Raw genomic sequence first — 23,585 nt, 5'->3', positions numbered from 1 at the left:
TCCTGTTTAGCGCGCTTCCTGCACGGCGGCAGTCGGTTGTTCAAAGTGGTAGCGGCCGGTTTTCAGGCTGCTTGGCCCCAGACGCGCAAACTTGAACATCAGGTACATTTCAGCCACCAGGAACAGGGTGTACAAGCCGCAAATCAGCCCCATCGAGAACAGAATGTCGCCCGCGGTCAGCGAAGAGTTGGCGACTGCGGTCGGCAGCACCTCACCAATCGCCCACGGTTGACGGCCGTATTCCGCCACGAACCAGCCGGCTTCCACCGCGATCCACGGCAGCGGCAAGCCATACAGCGCCGCACGCAACAGCCATTTTTTCTGGCCGATGCGGCCGCGCACCACGCTCAGGAAGGACAGGCCGATAATCAGCAGCATCAGCACGCCACAGGCCACCATGATGCGGAAGGCGAAGTACAGCGGCGCCACGCGTGGAATGGAGTCCTTGGTCGCCTGCTGGATCTGCGCTTCCGTCGCGTCGCTGACGTTCGGGGTATAACGCTTCAGCAGCATGCCGTAGCCCAGGTCTTGCTTGGTTTTGTTGAATTCCGCACGCACCGCAGGATCGGTATTGCCGCCGCGCAGCTCTTCCAGCAGCTGGTAGGCTTTCATGCCGTTGCGGATGCGCACTTCATGTTGCGCCAGCAGATCTTTCAGGCCGGTGACCTGAGTGTCGGTGGAACGCGTGGCGATCAGGCCAAGCGCATACGGGATCTGAATAGAGAAGGAGTTTTCCATCTTGTCCTGATCGGGGATGCCGAACAGGGTGAAGGACGCCGGCGCCGGCTGGGTATCCCACTCCGCTTCGATGGCGGCCAGTTTGGTTTTCTGTACGTCGCCCATTTCGTAACCGGATTCGTCACCCAGCACGATCACCGACAGCACCGCTGCCATGCCGAAGCTGGCGGCGATGGCGAAGGAGCGTTTGGCGAAAGCGATGTCGCGGCCCTTCAGCAGGTAGTAAGCGCTGATGCCCAGCACGAACATGGCGCCGGTGGTGTAGCCTGCAGCCACGGTGTGAACGAATTTCACCTGCGCAACCGGGTTAAGCACCAACTCGGAGAAGCTGACCATCTCCATGCGCATGGTTTCGAAGTTGAAATCCGACGCGATCGGGTTCTGCATCCAGCCGTTGGCGACCAGGATCCACAGCGCGGACAGGTTGGAGCCGAGGGCCACGAACCAGGTTACCGCCATGTGCTGCACCTTGCTCAGACGATCCCAGCCGAAGAAGAACAGGCCGACCAGCGTCGATTCAAGGAAGAACGCCATCAGACCTTCGATAGCCAGAGGGGCCCCGAAGATATCGCCGACGTAATGAGAGAAATATGACCAGTTAGTCCCGAACTGGAACTCCATGGTCAAACCGGTGGCCACACCCAGAGCAAAGTTAATCGCAAATAACTTTCCCCAGAATTTGGTCATGTCTTTATAGATTTGTTTGCCAGACAGGACATATACCGTTTCCATAATTGCCAGCAAGAACGCCATACCGAGCGTTAATGGGACAAATAAGAAATGGTACATCGCCGTTAAAGCAAACTGTAAGCGCGACAGTTCGACAATATCAAACATCTTGACTCCTTGCTCCTCGCAGGAAGACTCCGACACGCGGTTATCGGCACGCTTCTTTCAAAGCCGCCAGTAACGCCCCGCAGTGAATGCCCTTAAACACAACAAATTTGATCCAGCTTCTCCGCTTTCAACCGCACACTCGGCCAATAGCCCACACGGGCCGTCGACAAGCACGCCACTGAAAACCGACAACGGGTAACAAATGCAACAAGATCAACCATCCATAATCACAACATGGATGATACTCGCCCAATCCCACACAATAAATAGGTTTTTACGTGACGTGGGTTGGACTTTTGGTTACAGGTCAAATCTTAGCCGAAAGAGGTACTTCGGCCTAATTTGATCTGAGACAATTTAAGCCTATCCGCATATTATTTCCATATTCATCAGCACATTTCGCATAATTTTCTTAGGGTCATGTTGCGCAATGGTTTAATTGTTTTTTAATGATATTTTTGTGTTAAATAAATGTAATTCAAAAGAGCCGCCATTGTATTATTACGCACTTATTATGCGACATAATTAACCTTTTATTTCCAATAAGCCGTGACAGTGATAGCAGTCACAAAACAACAAATCTCTCTCCAATATTAGTCTATTTCTCGCAATGGGATCGTAAAGGTTGCGATTTTGTAGCAAAATGACCACTTATGTTAAAATTGCATTGAGTGACAATAACTTATGAAAAAAATCATCTTTGCCTCTGTCTTGGGACTCTCGGGAAACGCCATGGCCGCCGAAACGGTAAATATCACCCTGTTGGGCACCTCCGATCTGCACGGCACTTTCGTGCCCTGGGACTACGCCAGCGACACGGAAAACCTGGCGGGCAGCCTGAGCCAGATAGCCACCCAGGTCAAAAAGGTGCGCGCCGAACAGCCCAACCTGATTCTGGTGGACGCCGGCGACACCATCCAGGGCAACTTCGTCGAAACCTTCAAACAGGAGGCCGTCAGCCCGATGATGCTGGGCCTCAACGCGCTTGACTACGACGTTTGGGTGATGGGCAACCACGAATTCGACTTCGGTCTGCCGGCGCTGGCCACGCCGCTCAAACAGTTTAAAGGCGCGGCGCTGGCGGGCAACATCGTCTGGGACAGCGGCAAACCTTATCTGCCGGCCTATACCATCCTCGAACGCCAGGGCGTGAAGATCGGCATCATCGGCATGGACACGCCGATGACTGCGGAATTCGCCAAGGGCACCGATCGCATCAAAGGGCTGAACTTCACCGATCCGGTACAGGCGGTGAAACAGGTCATCAGGCAGATCGACGGCCAGGTCGACGCGATCGTGCTGGTCGCGCATATGGGCATCGACAACGAGAACCAGCGCCCCGGCACCGGCGTGGCGGACATCGCCAACGCCAACCCGGAGCTGGCGGCGATCGTCGCCGGCCACATGCATGTGAAAATCGACAAAGCGGTGGTGAACGGCGTCATCATCACGGAGCCGGATAAGTACGGTCGCGCGCTGTCACGCATTGACCTGCAATTTGAACGCCGCGATGGCAAATTCACGCTGATCGACAAAAACAGCTACACCTATTCCATCAAGGGGCTGGCGCCGGACAGCGCCATGCAGGCTCTCTACCAGCCGTATCATGACATTTTGCGCGCCAACGCCAACCGAGTCGTGGCGAAGCTGAGCGGCAGCGATCTGGTGCCTGCCGACGAGTTCCGCGGCATTCCTCAGGTACACGTTCAGGATACCGGCATCAGTGAGTTATTTCAGCAGGCCGCCCGTCACTATGCACCGCTGGCGCAGGTGATCGCCCTGCAGATCGACAACGATCGCGCCAAACTGGATGTCGGCGACATCAAGGCCAAGGATATCGCCTTTAACTACCAATACGCCGGCGGCGAGATCACCGTTTATCAGCTCAACGGCAAAGCGCTTAAACGCTACATGGAGTGGTCTGCCGATTATTTCAATCAGCTGCAGCCGGGCGACGTCACCTACAGCTTTAACCCGGCGCGGCGCTCGTCCAAATATTCCACCAACGATTTCTTCGACGGCGTCACTTACACTATCGATCTGCGTCAACCGGCCGGTTCACGCATCGTCAGTCTGCGCCTGGCAGACGGCACGCCGGTCACCGATGACATGCCGATCCGCCTGGGCATGAACAGTTACCGTATGGGCCATCTGACGCAGAAGGGCGGCGCGCTGGAGGGGCAATCCTTCCCGGTGCTGTTCGACAGCAAAGCGCAATACGGTGAAGAAGAAGGCACCATTCGCAACCTGACTCTGCGCTACCTGACGGAAGTGAAACACGGCCAGTATCAGAGCGTGCCGCCGCAGCGCTGGAAGCTGGCCGGCATGGCGGGATACGAACCGCAGCGGGCGATCGTCAAACGGCTGCTCAATGAAGGCGTTATCCAGGTGCCGACCACCGACGACGGGCGCTATACCAACGTCGCCTCGATCAACGTCAAAGACGCGCTGTTCAACAATGCCGACGATTACCGCACCGCCCTCACCTCGCTGGAGCAACAGCGGCAAACCGCCGCGGATCCGGTGCGGCAGAGCCGCCTGCAGGATCGGATCGCGCTGATCAAGGCGCTCAACGACTTCTGATCTTCACCCATAAAAAAGGCCACCCAATGGGTGGCCAAACATGTCGAGATAGTGTTATTTCGTACTCAATGCTTAGCGCTTCAGCACCGCTTTTACCGCGTCGCCGATGTCCGCCAGGCTGCGAACGGTTTTCACGCCCGCCGCTTCCAGCGCAGCAAACTTCTCGTCCGCCGTGCCCTTGCCGCCTGCGATGATGGCGCCCGCGTGGCCCATACGCTTGCCTTTCGGCGCGGTCACGCCGGCGATGTAACCCACGACCGGTTTGGTGACGTGTTCTTTGATGTAAGCTGCCGCTTCTTCTTCAGCGCTGCCGCCGATCTCACCGATCATCACGATCGCTTCGGTCTGCGGATCCTGCTGGAACATCTTCAGGATATCGATGAAGTTGGAGCCCGGGATCGGGTCGCCGCCGATGCCCACGCAGGTGGACTGGCCCAGACCGGCATCGGTGGTTTGTTTCACCGCTTCATAGGTCAGGGTACCGGAGCGGGAAACGATGCCCACTTTGCCCGGCAGGTGGATATGGCCAGGCATGATGCCGATTTTGCACTCGCCCGGGGTGATCACGCCTGGGCAGTTCGGCCCGATCATGCGCACGCCGGCTTCGTCCAGTTTCACTTTCACGGTCAGCATGTCCAGAGTCGGGATGCCTTCGGTGATGGTGATGATCAATTTGATGCCGGCATCGATCGCTTCCAGAATGGAGTCTTTGCAGAACGGCGCTGGAACGTAGATGACAGAGGCCGTCGCGCCGGTCGCTTCAACCGCTTCACGCACGGTGTTGAACACCGGCAGACCCAGGTGCTGAGTGCCGCCTTTGCCCGGGGTGACGCCGCCAACCATTTTGGTGCCGTAAGCGATAGCTTGTTCGGAGTGGAAAGTCCCCTGGCTACCGGTGAAGCCCTGGCAAATTACTTTGGTGTTTTTATCGATTAAGATGGACATTATTTACCCTCCACTGCTGCAACAACTTGCTGAGCCGCATCAGTCAGGCTGGTCGCAGCAATGATATTCAGGCCGCTGTCCGCCAGTTTCTTGGCGCCCAGTTCGGCATTGTTCCCTTCCAGGCGCACAACGACCGGGACGTTAACGCCCACTTCAGCCACTGCGCCGATGATGCCGTCGGCGATCAGATCGCAACGTACGATACCACCGAAGATGTTAACCAGAACCGCTTTCACCTTGTCGTCGGACAGGATGATTTTGAACGCTTCGGTCACGCGCTCTTTGGTCGCGCCGCCGCCAACGTCCAGGAAGTTGGCCGGTTCGCCGCCGTGCAGTTTAACGATGTCCATGGTGCCCATCGCCAGACCGGCGCCGTTCACCATGCAGCCGATGTTGCCGTCGAGGGCAACGTAGTTCAGCTCCCACTGAGCCGCACGGGATTCACGCTCGTCTTCCTGCGAAGGGTCACGCATTTCACGCAGTTCAGGCTGACGGAACAGGGCGTTGCCGTCGGCGCCCAGTTTGCCGTCCAGGCACACCAGATCGCCCTGCTTGGTGATCACCAGCGGGTTGATCTCAACCATCGCCAGGTCGCGCTCCAGGAACAGCGTCGCCAGACCCATGAAGATCTTGGCGAACTGGCTGACTTGCTTGCCGGTCAGGCCCAGTTTGAAGGCCAGCTCACGGCCCTGATAAGGCTGTGGACCCGCCAGCGGATCGATGGTTATTTTGTGGATCAGTTCCGGGGTTTCTTCCGCCACTTTCTCGATTTCCACGCCGCCTTCGGTAGACGCCATGAATACGATGCGACGGGTCGCGCGGTCTACAACGGCGCCCAGGTACAGCTCTTTATCGATGTCGGTCGCCGCTTCTACCAGGATCTGGTTAACCGGCTGGCCCAGCGCGTCAGTCTGGTAAGTCACCAGACGTTTGCCCAACCAGGCTTCCGCGAAGGCACGGATATCTTCTTTGCTGTTGACGACTTTAACGCCGCCCGCTTTACCGCGGCCGCCAGCATGAACCTGACATTTCACCACCCACGGGCCGGAGCCGATTTTGGATGCGGCTTCTTCTGCTTCACGCGGAGTGGTACAGGCGTAACCGGTTGGTGCCGGCATGCCATACCGAGCAAACAGCTGTTTTGCCTGATATTCGTGTAAATTCATGATGTTCTATCCATTCAGTTCTGAAGGTTTTTAGCCGGACCATTATTACGCGGTAAACCGCATGGTTTTCCGGCCACATAGCACAGAGTGCGGGCGCGGCATGCCGCGCCCGGCAAGGGTTACTAGACGTCCAGCAGCAGACGAGCCGGATCTTCCAGCATCTCTTTGACCGTCACCAGATAACCGACGGATTCTTTACCGTCGATCAGGCGGTGGTCATAAGACAGCGCCAGATACATCATCGGCTGGATCACCACCTGACCATTGACCGCCATTGGGCGATCTTTGATGGCGTGCATGCCCAGGATGGCGCTCTGCGGCGGGTTGATGATCGGGGTGGACATCAGGGAGCCGAATACGCCGCCGTTGGTAATGGTGAAGTTACCGCCGGTCAGCTCTTCCACGGTCAGTTTGCCGTCGCGGCCCTTAACGGCCAGCTCTTTGATTTTCTTCTCGATGTCAGCCATGCTCATGGCGTCCACATCGCGCAGTACCGGCGTCACCAGGCCGCGCGGAGTAGAAACCGCGATGCTGATGTCGAAGTAGTTGTGGTAAACCACGTCGGAACCGTCGATCGACGCGTTCACTTCCGGGAAACGCTTCAGCGCTTCAACCACCGCCTTGATGTAGAAGGACATGAAGCCCAGACGCACGCCGTGGCGTTTCTCGAAGGCTTCGCCGTACTGCTTGCGCAGATCCATGATCGGCTGCATGTTGATTTCGTTGAAGGTGGTCAACATCGCGGTGCTGTTTTTCGCTTCCAGCAGACGCTCGGCGACGCGTTTGCGCAGGCGGGTCATCGGCACGCGTTTTTCGCTGCGGCCGGCCAGAGCAGGCTGCGGCGCGGCTTCAGCGGCGGCTGGTTTGGCAGCGGCGCCGCCTTTAGCCAGGTGCGCTTCCACGTCTTCACGCGTAATGCGGCCACCCACGCCGGTGCCTTTGATGGCGCCGGCATCGAGATCGTGTTCAGCAATCAGGCGGCGAATCGCCGGGCTGAGCGCGTCATTGCTTTCTTCTTCCAGGCTCGCGGTCGCGCGCTGTGCAGGCGTGGCTTCTTTCTCCTGGCTCTTCTCAGCGGTCGGCTTGCCGGAGCTGTCGCCCGGACGGATGCGGCCGAGCAGCTGGCGAGACAGTACGGTCGCGCCCTCTTCTTCCACGATAGCATCGAGAATACCCGCTTCACTGGCCGGCACTTCCAACACCACTTTGTCGGTTTCGATTTCAACCAGGACTTCGTCACGCTGAACGCTGTCGCCCGGTTTCTTGTGCCAGGTGGCTACGGTCGCATCGGCAACCGATTCAGGAAGGTCAGGAACCAGAATATCTACGCTACTCATTTAGCTTTCCCTTAAGTTTTTTATCATCTGCTTGCCGGCCCCTCGGCCGGCAAGCGAGCGAACATTAGTCAATATTCAGCGCATCATTCACCAGAGCCTGCTGCTGCTTCTGGTGTACGGACATATAACCCACCGCCGGAGAGGCGGAGGCCGGACGTCCTGCGTAACGTAAAGAAGCCCCGAACGGCACCACTTCACGGAAGTTGTGTTGGCTGCAGTACCAGGCGCCCTGGTTCAGCGGCTCTTCCTGACACCAGACGAAGTCATGCACGTGCGAGTATTGCTCCAGCACGGCCTGCACGGCCTGATGCGGGAACGGATACAGCTGCTCGATGCGCACGATGGCCACGTCTTTCTGCTCGTTCTTGCGACGCTGTTCCAGCAGGTCGTAGTAAACCTTACCGGAGCACAACACGACGCGCTTGACCGCTTTCGGATCCAAATCGTCGATCTCGCCGATCGCCGGCAGGAAGGTGCCGTTGGCCAGCTCGTCCAGCGAAGAGACCGCCAGCGGATGACGCAGCAGCGACTTCGGCGACATCACCACCAGCGGACGACGCATACCGCGCAGCGCCTGACGACGCAGCATGTGGTAAACCTGCGCCGGCGTGGACGGGACGCACACCTGCATGTTCTGCTCAGCGCACAGCTGCAGATAACGTTCCAGACGCGCGGAGGAGTGCTCTGGGCCCTGGCCTTCATAGCCGTGCGGCAGCAGCATCACCAGGCCGCACATACGGCCCCATTTTTGCTCGCCGGAGCTGATGAACTGATCGATAACAACCTGCGCGCCGTTGGCGAAGTCGCCGAACTGCGCTTCCCAGATGGTCAGCGTGCGCGGTTCCGCCGTGGCGTAGCCGTATTCGAACGCCAGCACCGCCTCTTCAGACAGCACGGAGTCCCAGACCTTGAATTCGCCCTGGCCGCTGTGGATATTCGCCAGCGGAACATAGACCGAACCGTTTTTCTGGTTGTGCACCACCGCGTGACGGTGGAAGAAGGTGCCGCGGCCGGCGTCTTCGCCGGAGATGCGGATTGGAATGCCTTCATCCGCCATGGTGGCGTAGGCCAGCGTTTCGGCGGCGCCCCAGTCGAACGGCTTGTTGCCCGCCGCCATCTCGGCGCGGTCAGCGTAGATTTTCGCCACGCGCGACTGCATTTCGATCGCTTCCGGCACGGTGCTGATGCGGCGGCCCAGTTCCTGCAGACGCTTCATCTCAACCTTGCTCGGGTACTCTTCGTCCCACTCGTGGTTCAGGTACGGCGACCAGGTGAAGGAGTGCAGATTCATCGGACGCCATTCTTCAACCACACAATCGCCGCGGTCGAGCGCATCACGATACAGGTTGACCATTTCCGTGGCATCTTCCAGGCTGGCCACTTTCTGTTCGGTCAGAATGTCAGCGTAGATTTTGCGCGGCGTAGGATGTTTCTTGATCTTCTGATACATCACCGGCTGGGTGGCGCTCGGCTCATCGGCCTCGTTGTGCCCATGGCGACGGTAGCAGACCAGATCGATCATCACGTCACGCTTAAAGGTGTTACGGAAATCCAACGCCAGGCGAGTGACGAAGGCCACGGCTTCCGGATCGTCCGCGTTAACGTGGAAGATCGGCGCCTGAACCATTTTGGCGATGTCGGTGCAATATTCGGTAGAGCGCGCATCCAGCGGGTTGGAGGTGGTGAAGCCAACCTGGTTGTTGATGACGATGCGCACGGTGCCGCCCACTTCGTAGCCGCGAGCCTGAGACATGTTCAGGGTTTCCTGAACCACGCCCTGGCCGGTAATGGCGGCGTCGCCGTGGATAGTGATCGGCAGCACCATGTTGCTGCGCGCTTCGTCCAGACGATCGCGACGGGCGCGAACCGACCCCATGACCACCGGGCTGACGATCTCCAGGTGCGACGGGTTGAACGCCAGCGCCAGGTGAACCATGCCGCCTTCGGTTTCCACGTCGGAGGAGAAGCCCTGGTGATATTTCACGTCACCGGTGCCGAGGTGTTCTTTATGCTTGCCGGCGAATTCGTCGAACAGGTCGGCCGGTTTTTTGCCCAGCACGTTGATCAGCACGTTCAGACGGCCGCGGTGGGCCATGCCCAACACCACTTCACGCGTGCCGTTCTTGCCGGCGTGGCGCACCATCTCTTTCAGCATCGGCACCAGCGCGTCGCCGCCTTCCAGCGAGAAGCGTTTGGCGCCCGGGAATTTGGCGCCCAGGTAGCGTTCCAGGCCTTCCGCAGCGGTCAGCTCGTTCAGGAAACGGCGTTTTTCGTCGGCGGTAAAGCTGGCGCGCCCCACCACCGACTCGATGCGCTGCTGGATCCAGCGTTTCTCTTCGGTGTTGGTGATGTGCATGTATTCAGCGCCGATCGAACCGCAGTAGGTCTGCTTCAGCGCGGCGTACAGATCGCCCAGCTTCATGGTTTCTTTGCCGATGGCGAAAGAGCCCACGTTGAAGGTTTCCTGGAAATCGGCTTCGGTCAGGTTGTGGTAAGCGGGCTCAAGGTCAGGAACTTGCTCACGCTGCCACAGGCCGAGCGGATCGAGGTTGGCATGCTGATGTCCGCGGAAGCGGAAGGCGTTGATCAGCTGCAGTACCTTGACCTGTTTGGCATCGGTTGCCGGATCGGTGATGGTGGTGTTGTAGCGCGCGGAGTCTTTCGCCAAGCGGCGGAAGTAGTCGCGCGTTTGAGAGTGGAGCTGATCGGGTTTGACACCCGCGGTTGGTAGCTGTTGAAAAATGGAACGCCAGCTATCTTCAACGGAACCCGGATCGGTTAAGAAATCTTCATAGAGCTGCTCTATGTAAGACTGGTTCGCGCCCGCCAGATAGGAGGAATCCAGCCAGGCCTTCATTGCGCCGTTCTGCATCATGATCCCTTAAGCTTTGAAGCTTTAGTTTTCGCCGTGGTTAACATAATTACCGTGATGAATACGGTTTGCCGTAAAACGGTTCACTCGACGTACTTGCGGCCATGACGGCCCGATACGTTCTGTTATGGACCTTGCGGTCCCTTACAAGGAACCTCTAAAAACCGGCGGAAGAACCAGGCTGCATAGCGCCGCAGCCGCGGGTCAGTTTTTAGAGGTTCCCTCCCCTATGGGATGTGCGCCGGAAAAGAGCCCGGCGCAGCATCTCATTCCGTTTATGCGCCGCGTTGCAGCAGCATGGACTTGATATGCCCGATCGCACGCGTCGGGTTCAAGCCTTTAGGACATACACTGACACAATTCATAATGCTATGGCAGCGGAAAACACTAAAAGCATCGTCCAGATCATCTAAACGTTCTTGCGTTTCCGTGTCACGGCTGTCGATCAGGAAGCGATACGCCGCCAACAGACCGGCAGGCCCGATGAACTTGTCCGGGTTCCACCAGAACGATGGGCAAGAAGTCGAGCAGCAGGCGCACAGGATGCACTCGTACAGACCGTCCAGCTTGGCGCGCTGTTCCGGCGACTGCAGGTGCTCACGCGCCGGCGGATTCTTGCCGTCGTTCAGCAGGTATGGCTTGATCTTTTCATACTGGGTGTAGAACTGCCCCATATCCACCACCAGATCGCGCACCACCGGCAGCCCCGGCAGCGGACGGATCACGATCTTGCCGTTGCCTTTGCGCAGCGACGAAACCGGGGTGATGCACGCCAGGCCGTTTTTACCGTTCATGTTCAGGCCGTCGGAACCGCACACGCCTTCGCGGCATGAGCGACGGAACGACAGGGTCGGATCTTTTTCTTTCAGCTGGATCAACGCATCCAGCAGCATCATGTCACGGCCTTCTTCCGCTTCCAGGGTGTAGTCCTGCATGTGCGGCGCGTCGTCGACATCCGGATTGTAGCGATAAATGGAAAATTCGAGTTTCATCTGTCGATCTCCGCAATTAGTAAGAACGCACTTTCGGCGGGAATGCCGGGCGCAGCTTCGGTTGCATGTTCACTTCACGACGCGTCATGCTTTCCGATTGCGGCAGATACAGCGAATGGCACAGCCAGTTGGCGTCATCGCGTTCCGGGTAGTCGAAGCGGCTGTGTGCGCCACGGCTCTCGGTACGGAAGTTGGCCGACACGGCGGTGGAATACGCGGTCTCCATCAGGTTATCCAACTCCAGGCACTCGATGCGCTGGGTGTTGAACTCGCTGGAGGTATCGTCCAGGCGTGCGTTCTTCAGACGTTCACGGATCACTTTCAGTTCTTCCAGGCCCTTGGCCATCGCATCGCCTTCGCGGAATACCGAGAAGTTGTGCTGCATGCAAGACTGCAGCGCTTTGCGAATCTCGACCGGGTCTTCGCCAGAACGGGTATTGTTCCAACGGTTCAGACGATCAAGCGAAGCTTCCACGTCGGAGTCGCTGGCGTCACGGCTCACGCCCTGCTCTTCCAACGATTCCTGCAGGTGCATGCCGGCGGAACGGCCGAATACCACCAGGTCCAGCAGCGAGTTGCCGCCCAGACGGTTGGCGCCGTGCACCGATACGCAGGCGATTTCGCCCACGGCGAACAGCCCCGGGATCATCACGTCTTCGCCTTTCTCGTTCACGGTCAGCGCCTGACCGGTCACCTTGGTCGGAATGCCGCCCATCATATAGTGACAGGTTGGGATAACCGGGATCGGCTCTTTCACCGGATCGACGTGCGCGAAGGTGCGGGACAGCTCCAGAATGCCCGGCAGACGGGATTCCAGCACCTCTTTGCCCAGGTGATCCAGCTTCAGCTTGGCGTGCGGGCCCCAAGGACCGTCGCAGCCGCGGCCTTCGCGGATTTCGATCATGATCGAACGGGCAACCACGTCGCGCCCCGCCAGATCTTTGGCGTTCGGCGCATAACGCTCCATGAAGCGCTCGCCGTGCTTGTTCAGCAGGTAACCGCCTTCGCCGCGGCAGCCTTCGGTCACCAGCACGCCCGCGCCGGCGATGCCGGTCGGGTGGAACTGCCACATTTCCATGTCCTGCACCGGCACGCCGGCGCGCAGCGCCATGCCGACACCGTCGCCGGTGTTGATGTGGGCGTTGGTGGTGGACTGATAAATACGGCCTGCGCCGCCGGTCGCCAGCACGGTGGCCTTGGCTTTGAAGTAAACCACTTCACCGGTTTCGATGCAGATAGCCGTGGTGCCGACCACCGCGCCGTCCTGGTTTTTCACCAGATCAAGCGCATACCACTCGGAGAAGATGGTGGTGTGGTTTTTCAGGTTCTGTTGGTACAGGGTGTGCAGCAGCGCGTGGCCGGTACGGTCGGCTGCGGCTGCGGTACGCGCCGCCTGCTCGCCGCCGAAGTTCAGCGACTGGCCGCCGAACGGGCGCTGGTAGATGCGGCCGTCATCCAGACGAGAGAACGGCAGGCCCATGTGTTCCAGTTCCAGAATCGCTTCCGGGCCGGTTTTACACATATATTCGATGGCGTCCTGGTCACCGATATAGTCGGAACCTTTCACCGTGTCGTACATATGCCATTCCCAGTTGTCCTCGTGGCTGTTGCCCAGCGCGACGGTGATGCCGCCCTGTGCGGACACGGTATGGGAACGGGTCGGGAAAACTTTGGACAGCAGGGCACAGGTCGAGCCCGCTTGGGAAATTTGCAGCGCGGCACGCATGCCCGCACCGCCGGCGCCGATTACGACGGCATCAAACTCTCTGACTGGCAGTTTCATTTAAGCACCCCACACTACGATTGTTCCGTACAGTAAATAGACCAGCAACGCGACCACGACAGCCAGCTGCAACACCAGGCGAACCGCCAGCGGCTTGACGTAGTCCGTCAGCACCTGCCACAGCCCGATCCAGGCGTGCACCAGAATCGACAGCAAGGTCAGCAGAGTGAACACTTTCGTAATGGAAGTGGCGAAGAAACCGCGCCAGATGTCATAAGTCAGTTCCGGAGCCGTGACGAAGAAGCCCAGGATATACAGGACGTACAGGGTGATGATGATAGCGGAAGCGCGCAGCAGCAGCCAATCGTGCACGCCGTTGCGCCCTAATGCAGAAACGTTGTTTACCATACGAGGACTCCAGCCAGAACTGACAGCACGACGGTCAGACCGATCGCCACCTGGGCGGAACGGGTACCGGCGGCCAAACTCTCTTCGATGTAGCCAAAATCCATTAACAAGTGACGGATGCCACCGCAAATGTGATAGGCCAGCGCCGTGAGGATGCCCCAGAATATGAATTTGACGATGAAGCTATTCATGATGGCGGCCGCCTGCAGGAACCCCTCTTGGGAAGAGAGTGACAGGCCCAGCAGCCAGAGGAGGATACCCACGGCAACGAAGGTAATTACGCCAGAGACTCGGTGTAAGATAGACGCTATCGCAGTTACGGGGAACCGGATCGTTTGCAGATCCAAGTTGACAGGTCGTTGTTTTTTCACGTATTTGCCCACACAGCTCTTATTATTTTCCTTCCTCCGGGCCTGGGCGGGGATCAGACAGCGTTAAGAGCCTAAAACCCTTACACGTCACGCGCTCAAACATCAACATCCTCTGTGCTCAAACGGCGCGCATTTATAACGCTGGGTGCTCCTACTTCAGGGTAATCCGGAGACCTGGCGGCAGTATAGGAGGATCACATTCTGATTACAATTCTCATACAACCGCTTTGATAACATTTCCCCCGAACAGTGATTCAGATCACGGATTTCACAATTAGTGCAAAATTAATTATCTGATTTGACAAGAGATCAACATTTCCATTACATATAGGGGCACAAACGGTCCTATGATGCGCTATGGGTCAGCAGATACACTTCCCCCCGGGTTCGAGTTATGCAACAGTGTATTTGACGAACCTATCCCAATAGCCGTTGTTTCCCGCTCGATTTTGCCGGCGTCAAAAAGCAAATAAAGCAAATAAAAACAGATTATTGGGATAGGTTCACATCTCTTCGAACAGCTCATAGGTAAGATTAACAGACTATAACGAATTACTCTGAATCGTTAACAACTGGTCACCCGTCTCGTTCGCCTGGTCAGCACTCTGTACCCTACCCGCGCACAGTTGCGCAGTCGCTCACAGAGTTAGCGTCCGCACCATTTTTTTGCGGGCAACCTGCAGAGATTTAAGGTATTTCAGTTGTTAGTGGTTTTTAAAATAAGGCGCTAAGGAGACAGTAAATGACTGATAAGAAAGCGACGCTAACCATTAACGACAGCGAAGCTCCGATCGAACTGGGCGTATTGACACCGACACTGGGCCCTGATGTCCTCGATGTCCGCGCTCTGGGTTCCAAAGGTTATTTCACATTTGATCCCGGCTTTACCTCCACCGCTTCTTGCGAATCCAAGATTACCTTCATCGACGGCGACAAAGGCGTGCTGCTGCACCGCGGCTTCCCTATCGAACAGCTGGCGAAAGAATCTTCCTACCTGGAAGTGTGCTACATCCTGCTGTACGGCGAGACCCCGACGCCGGAAGAGTTCGAGACCTTCAAAACGACCGTAACCCGTCACACCATGATCCACGACCAGATCACCCATCTGTTCCGTGGCTTCCGTCGCGACTCGCACCCGATGGCGGTGCTGTGCGGCGTGACCGGCGCGCTGGCGGCGTTCTACCACGATGCGCTGGACGTCAACAACGAGCGTCACCGTGAAATCACCGCGTTCCGTCTGCTGTCCAAAATGCCGACCGTGGCCGCGATGTGCTACAAATACTCCCTGGGCCAGCCGTTCGTTTATCCGCGCAACGATCTGTCCTATGCCGGCAACTTCCTGCACATGATGTTCGCCACCCCGTGCGAAGAGTACGTGGTGAACCCGGTATTGGAACGCGCCATGGATCGCATCCTGATCCTGCACGCCGACCATGAGCAGAACGCCTCTACCTCGACCGTGCGCACCGCCGGCTCTTCCGGCGCCAACCCGTTCGCCTGCATCGCGGCCGGCATCGCCTCCCTGTGGGGGCCGGCGCACGGCGGCGCCAACGAAGCGGCGCTAAAAATGCTGGAAGAGATCAAGACCGTCGATCACATTCCGGAATTCATCAAGCGCGCCAAGGACAAGAACGACTCCTTCCGCCTGATGGGCTTCGGCCACCGCGTGTACAAGAACTACGATCCGCGCGCCACCGTGATGCGCGAGACCTGTCACGAAGTGCTGAAAGAGCTGAACAAGAAGGACGACAACCTGCTGCAGGTGGCGATGGAGCTGGAGCACATCGCGCTGAACGACCCGTACTTCATCGAGAAGAAACTGTACCCGAACGTCGACTTCTACTCCGGCATCATCCTGAAGGCGATGGGCATTCCTTCTTCCATGTTCACCGTGATCTTCGCCATCGCGCGCACCATCGGCTGGATCGCGCACTGGAACGAAATGCACGACGAAGGCATCAAAATTGCCCGTCCGCGTCAGCTGTACACCGGCTATGCCGAGCGTGATTTCAAATCCCAGCTGAAAACCAAGTAAGCCGCTTCCCCGGCTGAAACCGCACAGCGCCGCCCCTTCGGGCGGCGTTTTTTTTGCTTATTTCTGGCAGCCCGGGCACCAATAAAACGGCCGCGACGACAGGTCGGTGCGCACAATCATCGCGCCGCAGCGTTCACAGGGCTCGCCGCTGCGATGAAACACCTTGAAGCGAAACAGCGCGCCGTGATGGCGGTTCTCATCCGCCTGCCCGCGCGTCTGATAGGAAAGACGCGGCACCGCCAGCAGCGCCTCCGCCAGACGCCAAAGCGCTTCCGGCGCCAGATCCTGCGGTTTGTGCTGCGGCGCCAGTTCGGCCTGCCACAGAATTTCGGCGCGCAGATAATTGCCCAATCCGGCGAGAAACGCCTGGTCGAGCAGCATGCCGCCCAGCTGCCTGCGGCGAAAACGCGGCGTCAGCAAACGCTCCTGCACCTCATCCACCGTCAACGACATGTCCAGCACGTCGGGGCCGATGCGTTGCAGGAACGGGTGCTGTTCTATCTCCTCGCGCGGCCCGACGGTGATGTCGGACGCGCTGTAGAGCAATATTGCGCTGCGAGCGGTTTCCAGCCGCACCCGCAGATCGCGCTTGGTCTCCGGCGTCTCTCCTGCCGCCGCCACTTTCCATACGCCGTACAGCTGGTTATGGCTGTACATCGTCAGCCCATTGGAAAAGTGGGTCAACAGCGCCTTGCCGCGCGGCTCGATGGCGACGATGCGCTCGCCGAGCAAATGCTGGCGGTAGTGCTTCAACTGGGGAAAAGCGAAATCGACGGCGGTCAGCGGCTGATCGATCACCGCCGCCGCCAGTTTGTCCGCCGCCCGGCGGATCTCCGGTCCTTCCGGCATAGACCACTCCTTGCGTAGACCCGGCGCAGCCCGATGCGCCGGGGATTCTCTTGATTAATGCGTCGCGCCGCCCACCACTTTCAGATCGTGTTCCACCTGCAAAGCGATGGAAACGGCCAGCTCCAGCGCAAACAGCACCGTCGAAGCCGCCATGCTCGGCGCGCCGGGGTGCGCCGCCGCCTGCTCAGGCAGATACGGGATATGGATAAAACCGCCCTTCACCTCGCGCTGGCCGCTCAAACGGTGCAGCAGCCCATACATCACATGGTTGCACACGTAGGTGCCGGCAGTCTGCGAAACGGCGGCCGGAATGCCGGCCTCGCGCATCGAACTCACCATCGCTTTGATCGGCAAAGTGCTGAAATAGGCCGCCGGACCGCCGGCGACGATCGGCTCATCCACCGGCTGCTGCCCCTGATTGTCGGGAATACGCGCGTCGTCGACGTTGATCGCCACCCGTTCAATCGTGATGTCGGTGCGGCCGCCGGCCTGGCCGATAGCCAGCACCATCACCGGCTGCACCTCGTCGATCGCCGCATTGAGCGCCTCCAGCGCGGCGCCGAACACGCACGGCAACTGGCGCGCCACGATACGCGTGCCCACCAGTTCCATATCGTTGAGCTGCTTCACCACTTCCCAGGAGGGATTGAGGCGCTCGCCGCCAAACGGCTCGAAGCCGGTAATCAATACTTTTTGCATCCTTACTCCTACAGGAACATCAGGAAATACAGCAGGAACACGTTAACCAACAGCAGCAGCACGCCGGTCGGCACCTGCGCCTTGATCACCGCATTCTTGTCCGGCAACTCCAGCAGCGCCGCCGGCACAATGTTGAAGTTCGCCGCCATCGGCGTCATCAGGGTGCCGCAATAGCCGGAGAACATGCCGATCGCCGCCATCACCGCCGGGTTGCCGCCGTGCTGCAACACCAGGATCGGAATGCCGATGCCGGCGGTAACGATCGGGAAAGCGGCGAAGGCGTTGCCCATCACCATGGTCAGCACCGCCATACCGATAGCGTAGACCGCCACGGCGATAAAACGGTTATCGACCGCCAGATATTCCTGGGTCAAATGCGAGATCGCGGTGCCGACGCCGGCGACGGTAAACAGCAGCCCCAGCGTGGCGAGGATCTGCGGCAGAATGAACGCCCAGCCGATCGAATCCAGCAGGCGCCGCGCTTCCTGTATCGGCTGCAGCGCCTTCTCATGGGTCATTGTCACCGCGATCGCCAACCCGATCAGGCAGCCGACGGTCATCGAGAACAGGGTAATTAGCGTCGCGTGGTTACCGCTGCCGAATACCGCGTTTTGCAACGCCGGCACGTTGTTGAACAGCAGCACGCCGACCACCGTCACCACCGGGATCGCCAGCGCGGGAATGAACAGCTTGTTGCCCAGGCGCTTGGCGCTCGCCTCGCGCTCCTGCGGCGTCCGCTGGTGATAGCTGCCGAGGCGCACGCCGCCGAAGCCGGCAATCAGGGCCATCACCACCACCACCGCGCCAACGATGATATGCAGCATGCGTTTTTCGTTACTGCCCTCGCCCAGTACATCGCCCAGCAGGCGATAAGTCCAGTCGCCGACCAGGAATACCAGGCCGTACAGCCCCCAAAACAGCCCGGTGGTGATGCGGCGCGGGTTGGCGCGATCGCGCAAGGACATCACCGCCACAATCAGCAGCACCGCGCCGGCCAGCCAGTAAAGGTATTGTTGCTGGAAGTTCATCGCGCTTCCCCCTTCGCCTGCAGCGCCGCCTGATTCAGCTGCGCCAGCTCGGCGCTCAGCTGTTTATCCATCCGATACAGCCGGAACGCGTGGATCAGGAAAGCGAAAATGGCGGTCGGAATGCCCCACAGCGCGATATGCAGCGGCTCGGTCTGAATGCCGCCGGACTCCAGCATAAAGTTATGCATGAAGATGATCGCACCGAAGGCCACGAAGATATCCTCGCCGAAGAACAGCCCGACGTTGTCGGTAGCGGCCGACATGGCGCGCAGGCGGTGGCGGGTACGCTCCGGCAGCTCGCCGTAGCGGTTTTCCGTCGCCCCTTCCGCCATCGGCGCCAGCAGCGGCCGCACCATCTGCGGATGCCCGCCCAGGCTGGTCAGCCCCATCGCCGCGGTGATCTCGCGCACGAACAGGTACACGATCAGCAAACGGCCGGCGGTGGCGCTTTTGATCTTGGCGATCCACGCCTGCGCCCGCTCTTTCAGCCCGTGACGTTCCAGCAGGCCGATCACCGCCAGCGGCAGCAGCAGGATCAGCGGCAGGTTTCGGGTATTGAGAAAGCCCTCGCCGAGCTTTTCCAGAATGACGTCCAGCGGCATCAGCGCCGCCAGACCGGTGATGATGCCGGCGGCGATCACCACCAGCACCGGATTGAAACGCAATACAAACCCGACCACGATCGCGGCGATGCCGATCAGTGGCCAGAGATTCACGGCCTGTTCCATAGTCTTCCCTCGATATTTTCTAATAATTTTTTGTTTGTGATGTTGTGTCTTGCTTTACTGCTCTGCGCTGACGCGGATGCCCTGTTGAACAAAACTGTCCCGCAGCTTGCGCGCATACGCCAGCGCATGCTCGCCGTCCCCGTGCAGGCAGACGGTCTCCGCCTGTACGGCGGTCCAAACGCCATCGACGCTGCGCACCCGGTGATGGCGCACCATCTCCAGGGTTTGCGCCAGCGCCTGTTCGTCATCCTCGATCAATGCCCCCGGCAAACCGCGCGGCACCAGCGTGCCGTCGGCCTGATAACCGCGATCGGCGAACACCTCCTGCCGGGTGGTCAGACCGAGCCGTTGCCCGGCGCGGATCAGCTCGCTGCCGGCCAGCCCCACCAGCCGCAGCGCCGGATCAACCGCCTGCACCGCCCGGGCGATGGCTTCCGCCAGCGCCGGCTCAACCGCCGCCTGGTTGTACAGCATGCCGTGCGGCTTAACGTGCACCATCACCCCGCCCTCGGCGCGGGCGATGGCCGCCAGCGCCCCGAGCTGATACACCACCTGCGCGTACACCGTTTCCGGCGGCAGCTGCATGCGAGTGCGGCCGAAATTCTCCCGGTCGGGAAAACTCGGGTGGGCGCCGATCGCCACGCCGTACTGCAATGCCCAGCGCACCGACTGACGCATGGTCTGCGCATCGCCGGCGTGGAAGCCGCAGGCGATGTTGGCCGAGCTCACCAATTGCAACAGCGCCTGGTCGTTGGCGCAGCCTTCGCCGAGATCGGCGTTCAAATCAACGATCATGTAACCCCCAGGCAATCTGTCGAAGGAAAAGATCCTGCTCGGCCTTGGCGCGCTGCGCCTCGGCCAGTGAACAGAGAACGAAATGGATCGGTTCGCCGAGACGGATCTGCGCCAAATGGTAAAGATCGGCTTCGATCACGCAGGCGATGCGCGGGTAACCGCCGGTGGTTTGCGCATCGGCCATCAGCACGATCGGCTGGCCGTTGTGCGGCACCTGCACCACGCCGGGCATCAGGCCGTGCGACAGCATCTCTCTGTCGGTGGTGCGTGCCAGCGGCGTGCCGCCGTGCAGACGGTAGCCCATGCGGTTGCTCTGCGGGCTGAGCTGCCAGGCGGCGCGCCAAAACGCATCTTGCGCCTCTTCGCTGAATTCGGCGTACTCCGGCCCCGGCAACGCACGGATGCGATTGGTGAACAGCAACTGCTTCACGCCACAGCGGGTTTGCGGCAGCGCGGTGGATTTGCCCAGCGGCAACCGATCGCCGTCCTTCAGATTACGCCCCTCGCACCCGCCAAAAGCGGCTTTCATGTCGGTGCTGCGCGAGCCCAGCATTTCCGGCACGGCGATACCGCCGGCGATCGCGAGATAACTGCGCATGCCGCGCTTCGGCGTGCCCAGCACCAGCCGCTGCCCCTTTTTCACCGGGTAGCGCCAGCCGGTCCACAGCGGCTTACCGTCCAGCTGCGCGTCGCAGCCGGCGCCGGTCAGGGCGATCCAGCCGGGACGGGTAAACTCGGCGCTGAACTGGCCGAGCGTGATCTCCAGCCCGGCGGCCTCCGGCGCGTTGCCCACCAGCAGGTTGGCGATCTTCAGCGCCGGTTGATCCAACGCGCCGCCGGTACTGATGCCCAGACGGCGAAATCCTTCACGGCCCAAATCCTGCACCGTGGTATAGATGCCGGCGCGCAGAATAATCAGCATACGCCCTCCTTCTGCGGCACAAAGCGTACGCTATCGCCCGGGCGCAGCAGCGTCGGCGGCATTTCATGGGGATTGAACAACGCCAGCGGCGTGCGGCCGATCAGTTGCCAGCCGCCGGGCGTCGCTAGCGGATAGATGCCGGTCTGGCCGCCGCCGATACCGACAGAGCCGGCCGCCACAGCCAGACGCGGTTCGGCGCGGCGCGGCGTCGCCAGTTTTTCCGGCATGCCGCCCAAATAGGAGAAGCCCGGCTGAAAGCCGAGAAAATAGACCACGTAAGCCGCCGCCGCGTGGCATTCCACCACCTGCCGCGGCGTCATGCCGGTATGGCGCGCCACGTCATCCAGATCGGGGCCTTGCTCCCCGCCGTAGACCACCGGAATATCCACCTGACGCGACTCCGGCGTCAGGCGCTCTTTGCTTTCCCACCCCTGCTGCAGTAACGCGAGCATCGCTTCGGCGTCGGCCTGCGGCGTATGCAACAGCAGCGTCAGGTTGTTCATTCCCGGCACCACTTCCCGCACGTCAGGATGATGATTCAGCTTTTCCGCCAGCGCCCAGATGCGCTGCTGGCTCGGCAACGTCACCGGCGGTGACAGTTCAAGCACTACCGCTCTTTCACCTAAAAGGTAATAACGCGCTTGTTGCACCCTTATTCTCCTTATTATTATCGCGCTGAAAAACACACCAGTTATGCGTGACGCAGCCCCGGCTGTCAATAGAACGCAACCATAAGGAAAATAAGGAAATAGCGCGGTAAAAGGATTCAGCCGGCGCGCAGGCCGGGCTGGATCCGACGTAGAAAAAAATCAGGCGGGATTCGGGATATCGATAAAGGTCACATCAAAACCGTGGTGCTGAGCCAGCCATTCCCCCAGCGCTTTCACGCCGCCGCGCTCGGTCGCGTGGTGGCCGGCGGCAAAGAAATGCACGCCCATTTCGCGCGCGCTGTGAATGGTCTGCTCAGACACTTCACCGCTGATGAAAGCATCGACGCCGAAGCGCGCCGCGCTGTCGATAAAGCCCTGGCCGCCGCCGGTGCACCAGGCCACTCGGCGAATATGCTCAGGCGCGTTATCGCCGCAGTGCAGCACCGCGCGCCCCAGTCGGCTTTCGATGCGCTGTTGCAGCGCTTCGCCGGTCAGCGGCTGTTCGAATTCCCCGTGCGGCACCAGCGGCTCGACGTCGCCAATCACCCGAATGCCCAGCGCCTGCGCCAGCTGCGCGTTGTTGCCCAGCACCGGATGCGCGTCCAGCGGCAAGTGGTAGCCGTACAGATTGATGTCGTGGGTCAACAGCGTTTTCAGGCGGTTGCGCTTCATGCCGCGCACCGCCGGCGCCTCGTTTTTCCAGAAATAGCCGTGGTGCACGATGATCGCGTCGGCCTGATGCGCCACCGCGGCGTCCAACAGCGCCTGACAGGCGGTGACGCCGGTCACGATGCGCTGCACGTGCGGGCGCCCTTCCACCTGCAATCCATTGGGGGCATAGTCCTGAAACGCCGCGGCGTTCAGTTCCGTGTTGATCAGTTGTTCCAGATCGAGGTTACGCATTCTCTTCTCTCTTCATAGTCAAAATGTCTGCCGGTCGCCCTGCGCCATCAGGATGAATTTCACCCCCAGATCGTTGCCCTGCGCCAGCTGCTGCGCAATGGCGGCGCGCGCGTCTTCGCCCTGCTTCAGGCTCGGTTTGATGTGGCTGATCACCACCGGCAGACCGTTCAGCGAGCCTTCGCCGCCGCTGTACTGCGTCAGGTTCTTCAGCTCCTTCAGCAGCCAGGCCGGCGTCAGATGGCCGTACAGATGTTTGTCCTCCACCCCGTTAGGGTAAGAGGTTTCGATAATCATGCCCTTGAGCTTTTTCTGCTCGACAAGCGGCCCCAGCACGCGCCACACGGTATCGAGATCGCGCGACTGCTCCACCTTGTCCGGCCCGGTATCGCCGAAGTAGGCGAAGAACTCGTTGCCGTTGGAAATCAGCAGCATTGACGACGGGTAGCGATCGTGGCTGAGCGGGTACATCACGCCGGTCAACCCGGTCAGGCCGAGGGTAAAGCGCTGCTGCGGCCGCACCGTTTGCAGCCGGTAGGTGCCCAGCCGCGAACCGTTGCCGGCGTCGGTAAAGTTCGGCCAGGCCTTCCAGTTGAAGTAATGGTTGCGCAGGGTCAGCACGGTGTCCGCCTGGGCGTAAACGGTTTTTTTATTATCCTCGGGCGAGCCGACGATCAGCCCCGCCACGTGGTCCAGATGGCCGTGGCTGATGAAATAGCCGCCGATCAACTGCCGGAACACATAGCCCTGCGGCGTGTAAGGCGCGGCCAGCTCGGGGGTCACCTGCGGGAAACTGCCCTTCTCCAGCCCTTTGGCGATGCCCGGCAGCAGCGAGCCGGCGTCCAGCGCCACATACTGCGGCTGATTATCGCTGCGGATCAGATAAGAGGTCAGGTTGCCGTCGCTGACGCCGCCGTCGACGCCCAGCGCCACCACGTCAAAGCCGGCGATCGCCAGCGCGGAATAGCCGCTCAGACACAGGGCCAGCACCTTTTTCATCATTACGT

Annotated in this window: 20 protein-coding genes; 2 read left to right on the top strand and 18 right to left on the bottom strand. The window is 59.7% G+C overall.

Annotated elements, in window-relative coordinates; genetic code table 11:
• Nucleotides 1-6: 6 nt before the first annotated feature.
• Nucleotides 7-1,575, bottom strand: a complete 1,569-nt coding sequence (gene cydA / locus CPH57_RS02845; protein ID WP_004939873.1) for a cytochrome ubiquinol oxidase subunit I — start codon at nucleotides 1,573-1,575, stop codon at nucleotides 7-9.
• A 684-nt stretch (nucleotides 1,576-2,259) separates the two neighbouring features.
• On the opposite strand from cydA, the gene CPH57_RS02840 reads away from it, so the two are divergent.
• Entirely contained in the window at nucleotides 2,260-4,158 is a 1,899-nt protein-coding gene (locus tag CPH57_RS02840) for a bifunctional UDP-sugar hydrolase/5'-nucleotidase (RefSeq protein WP_096242014.1), read from the top strand.
• A 72-nt stretch (nucleotides 4,159-4,230) separates the two neighbouring features.
• Here CPH57_RS02840 and sucD read toward each other — a convergent pair whose 3' ends face one another.
• From sucD to sdhC, 8 genes are all read right to left on the bottom strand, one after another.
• Nucleotides 4,231-5,103: a succinate--CoA ligase subunit alpha gene (gene sucD / locus CPH57_RS02835; RefSeq protein WP_004939878.1), complete on the bottom strand. Its 873-nt coding sequence runs from the start codon at nucleotides 5,101-5,103 to the stop codon at nucleotides 4,231-4,233.
• Complete coding sequence (sucC, locus tag CPH57_RS02830) at nucleotides 5,103-6,269, bottom strand: ADP-forming succinate--CoA ligase subunit beta (RefSeq protein WP_096242013.1); 1,167 nt, start codon at nucleotides 6,267-6,269, stop codon at nucleotides 5,103-5,105. Before sucC ends, sucD begins: the two co-directional genes overlap by 1 nt.
• A 122-nt stretch (nucleotides 6,270-6,391) precedes the next feature.
• Nucleotides 6,392-7,606 (bottom strand): 2-oxoglutarate dehydrogenase complex dihydrolipoyllysine-residue succinyltransferase, encoded by a 1,215-nt coding sequence (gene odhB / locus CPH57_RS02825; RefSeq protein ID WP_033642197.1) that lies wholly within the window; start codon nucleotides 7,604-7,606, stop codon nucleotides 6,392-6,394.
• Between the two features lie 64 nt (nucleotides 7,607-7,670).
• Nucleotides 7,671-10,478, bottom strand: a complete 2,808-nt coding sequence (sucA, locus tag CPH57_RS02820; RefSeq protein ID WP_033644215.1) for a 2-oxoglutarate dehydrogenase E1 component — start codon at nucleotides 10,476-10,478, stop codon at nucleotides 7,671-7,673.
• 275 nt (nucleotides 10,479-10,753) lie between these two features.
• Complete coding sequence (locus CPH57_RS02815; protein ID WP_015376975.1) at nucleotides 10,754-11,470, bottom strand: succinate dehydrogenase iron-sulfur subunit; 717 nt, start codon at nucleotides 11,468-11,470, stop codon at nucleotides 10,754-10,756.
• A 16-nt stretch (nucleotides 11,471-11,486) separates the two neighbouring features.
• The gene (sdhA, locus tag CPH57_RS02810) at nucleotides 11,487-13,253 is read right to left on the bottom strand and encodes a succinate dehydrogenase flavoprotein subunit (RefSeq protein ID WP_096242012.1); all 1,767 of its coding nucleotides are present in this window, start codon (nucleotides 13,251-13,253) and stop codon (nucleotides 11,487-11,489) included.
• Nucleotides 13,254-13,601: a succinate dehydrogenase membrane anchor subunit gene (gene sdhD / locus CPH57_RS02805; RefSeq protein WP_004939891.1), complete on the bottom strand. Its 348-nt coding sequence runs from the start codon at nucleotides 13,599-13,601 to the stop codon at nucleotides 13,254-13,256. It lies immediately after the preceding gene.
• Entirely contained in the window at nucleotides 13,595-13,984 is a 390-nt protein-coding gene (gene sdhC, locus CPH57_RS02800; RefSeq protein WP_004939893.1) for a succinate dehydrogenase cytochrome b556 subunit, read from the bottom strand. The genes sdhD and sdhC overlap by 7 nt, the downstream gene beginning before the upstream one ends.
• 730 nt (nucleotides 13,985-14,714) lie before the next feature.
• Between sdhC and CPH57_RS02795 the strand changes: the two genes are divergently transcribed.
• Nucleotides 14,715-16,007, top strand: coding sequence for a citrate synthase (locus CPH57_RS02795; protein ID WP_033642196.1), 1,293 nt, complete (start codon nucleotides 14,715-14,717; stop codon nucleotides 16,005-16,007).
• A 57-nt stretch (nucleotides 16,008-16,064) separates the two neighbouring features.
• On the opposite strand, the gene nei is transcribed toward CPH57_RS02795, so the two are convergent.
• The 9 genes from nei to CPH57_RS02750 form a co-directional block, all read right to left on the bottom strand.
• Complete coding sequence (nei, locus tag CPH57_RS02790; protein WP_033642195.1) at nucleotides 16,065-16,856, bottom strand: endonuclease VIII; 792 nt, start codon at nucleotides 16,854-16,856, stop codon at nucleotides 16,065-16,067.
• Nucleotides 16,857-16,910: 54 nt separating this feature from the next.
• Nucleotides 16,911-17,555 (bottom strand): pyroglutamyl-peptidase I, encoded by a 645-nt coding sequence (gene pcp, locus CPH57_RS02785; RefSeq protein ID WP_016928732.1) that lies wholly within the window; start codon nucleotides 17,553-17,555, stop codon nucleotides 16,911-16,913.
• A gap of 8 nt (nucleotides 17,556-17,563) precedes the next feature.
• Nucleotides 17,564-18,583: a DUF979 domain-containing protein gene (locus CPH57_RS02780; protein ID WP_033642193.1), complete on the bottom strand. Its 1,020-nt coding sequence runs from the start codon at nucleotides 18,581-18,583 to the stop codon at nucleotides 17,564-17,566.
• Nucleotides 18,580-19,311: a DUF969 domain-containing protein gene (locus CPH57_RS02775; protein WP_016928734.1), complete on the bottom strand. Its 732-nt coding sequence runs from the start codon at nucleotides 19,309-19,311 to the stop codon at nucleotides 18,580-18,582. The genes CPH57_RS02780 and CPH57_RS02775 overlap by 4 nt, the downstream gene beginning before the upstream one ends.
• 54 nt (nucleotides 19,312-19,365) lie before the next feature.
• Nucleotides 19,366-20,106: a 5-oxoprolinase subunit PxpA gene (gene pxpA / locus CPH57_RS02770; protein WP_004939906.1), complete on the bottom strand. Its 741-nt coding sequence runs from the start codon at nucleotides 20,104-20,106 to the stop codon at nucleotides 19,366-19,368.
• Nucleotides 20,096-21,028 (bottom strand): 5-oxoprolinase subunit PxpC, encoded by a 933-nt coding sequence (gene pxpC / locus CPH57_RS02765; protein WP_069100736.1) that lies wholly within the window; start codon nucleotides 21,026-21,028, stop codon nucleotides 20,096-20,098. Before pxpC ends, pxpA begins: the two co-directional genes overlap by 11 nt.
• Complete coding sequence (pxpB, locus tag CPH57_RS02760) at nucleotides 21,022-21,678, bottom strand: 5-oxoprolinase subunit PxpB (protein WP_096242011.1); 657 nt, start codon at nucleotides 21,676-21,678, stop codon at nucleotides 21,022-21,024. Before pxpB ends, pxpC begins: the two co-directional genes overlap by 7 nt.
• A 159-nt stretch (nucleotides 21,679-21,837) precedes the next feature.
• Nucleotides 21,838-22,581 (bottom strand): type 2 GTP cyclohydrolase I, encoded by a 744-nt coding sequence (locus tag CPH57_RS02755; protein ID WP_016928738.1) that lies wholly within the window; start codon nucleotides 22,579-22,581, stop codon nucleotides 21,838-21,840.
• Nucleotides 22,582-22,599: 18 nt separating this feature from the next.
• Entirely contained in the window at nucleotides 22,600-23,580 is a 981-nt protein-coding gene (locus tag CPH57_RS02750) for an MBL fold metallo-hydrolase (protein WP_033642189.1), read from the bottom strand.
• Nucleotides 23,581-23,585: the final 5 nt, after the last annotated feature.

Source organism: Serratia sp. JKS000199, from assembly GCF_900215455.1.
Classification (GTDB): domain Bacteria; phylum Pseudomonadota; class Gammaproteobacteria; order Enterobacterales; family Enterobacteriaceae; genus Serratia; species Serratia ureilytica.
This window is presented reverse-complemented; position numbering and strand designations above follow the sequence as displayed.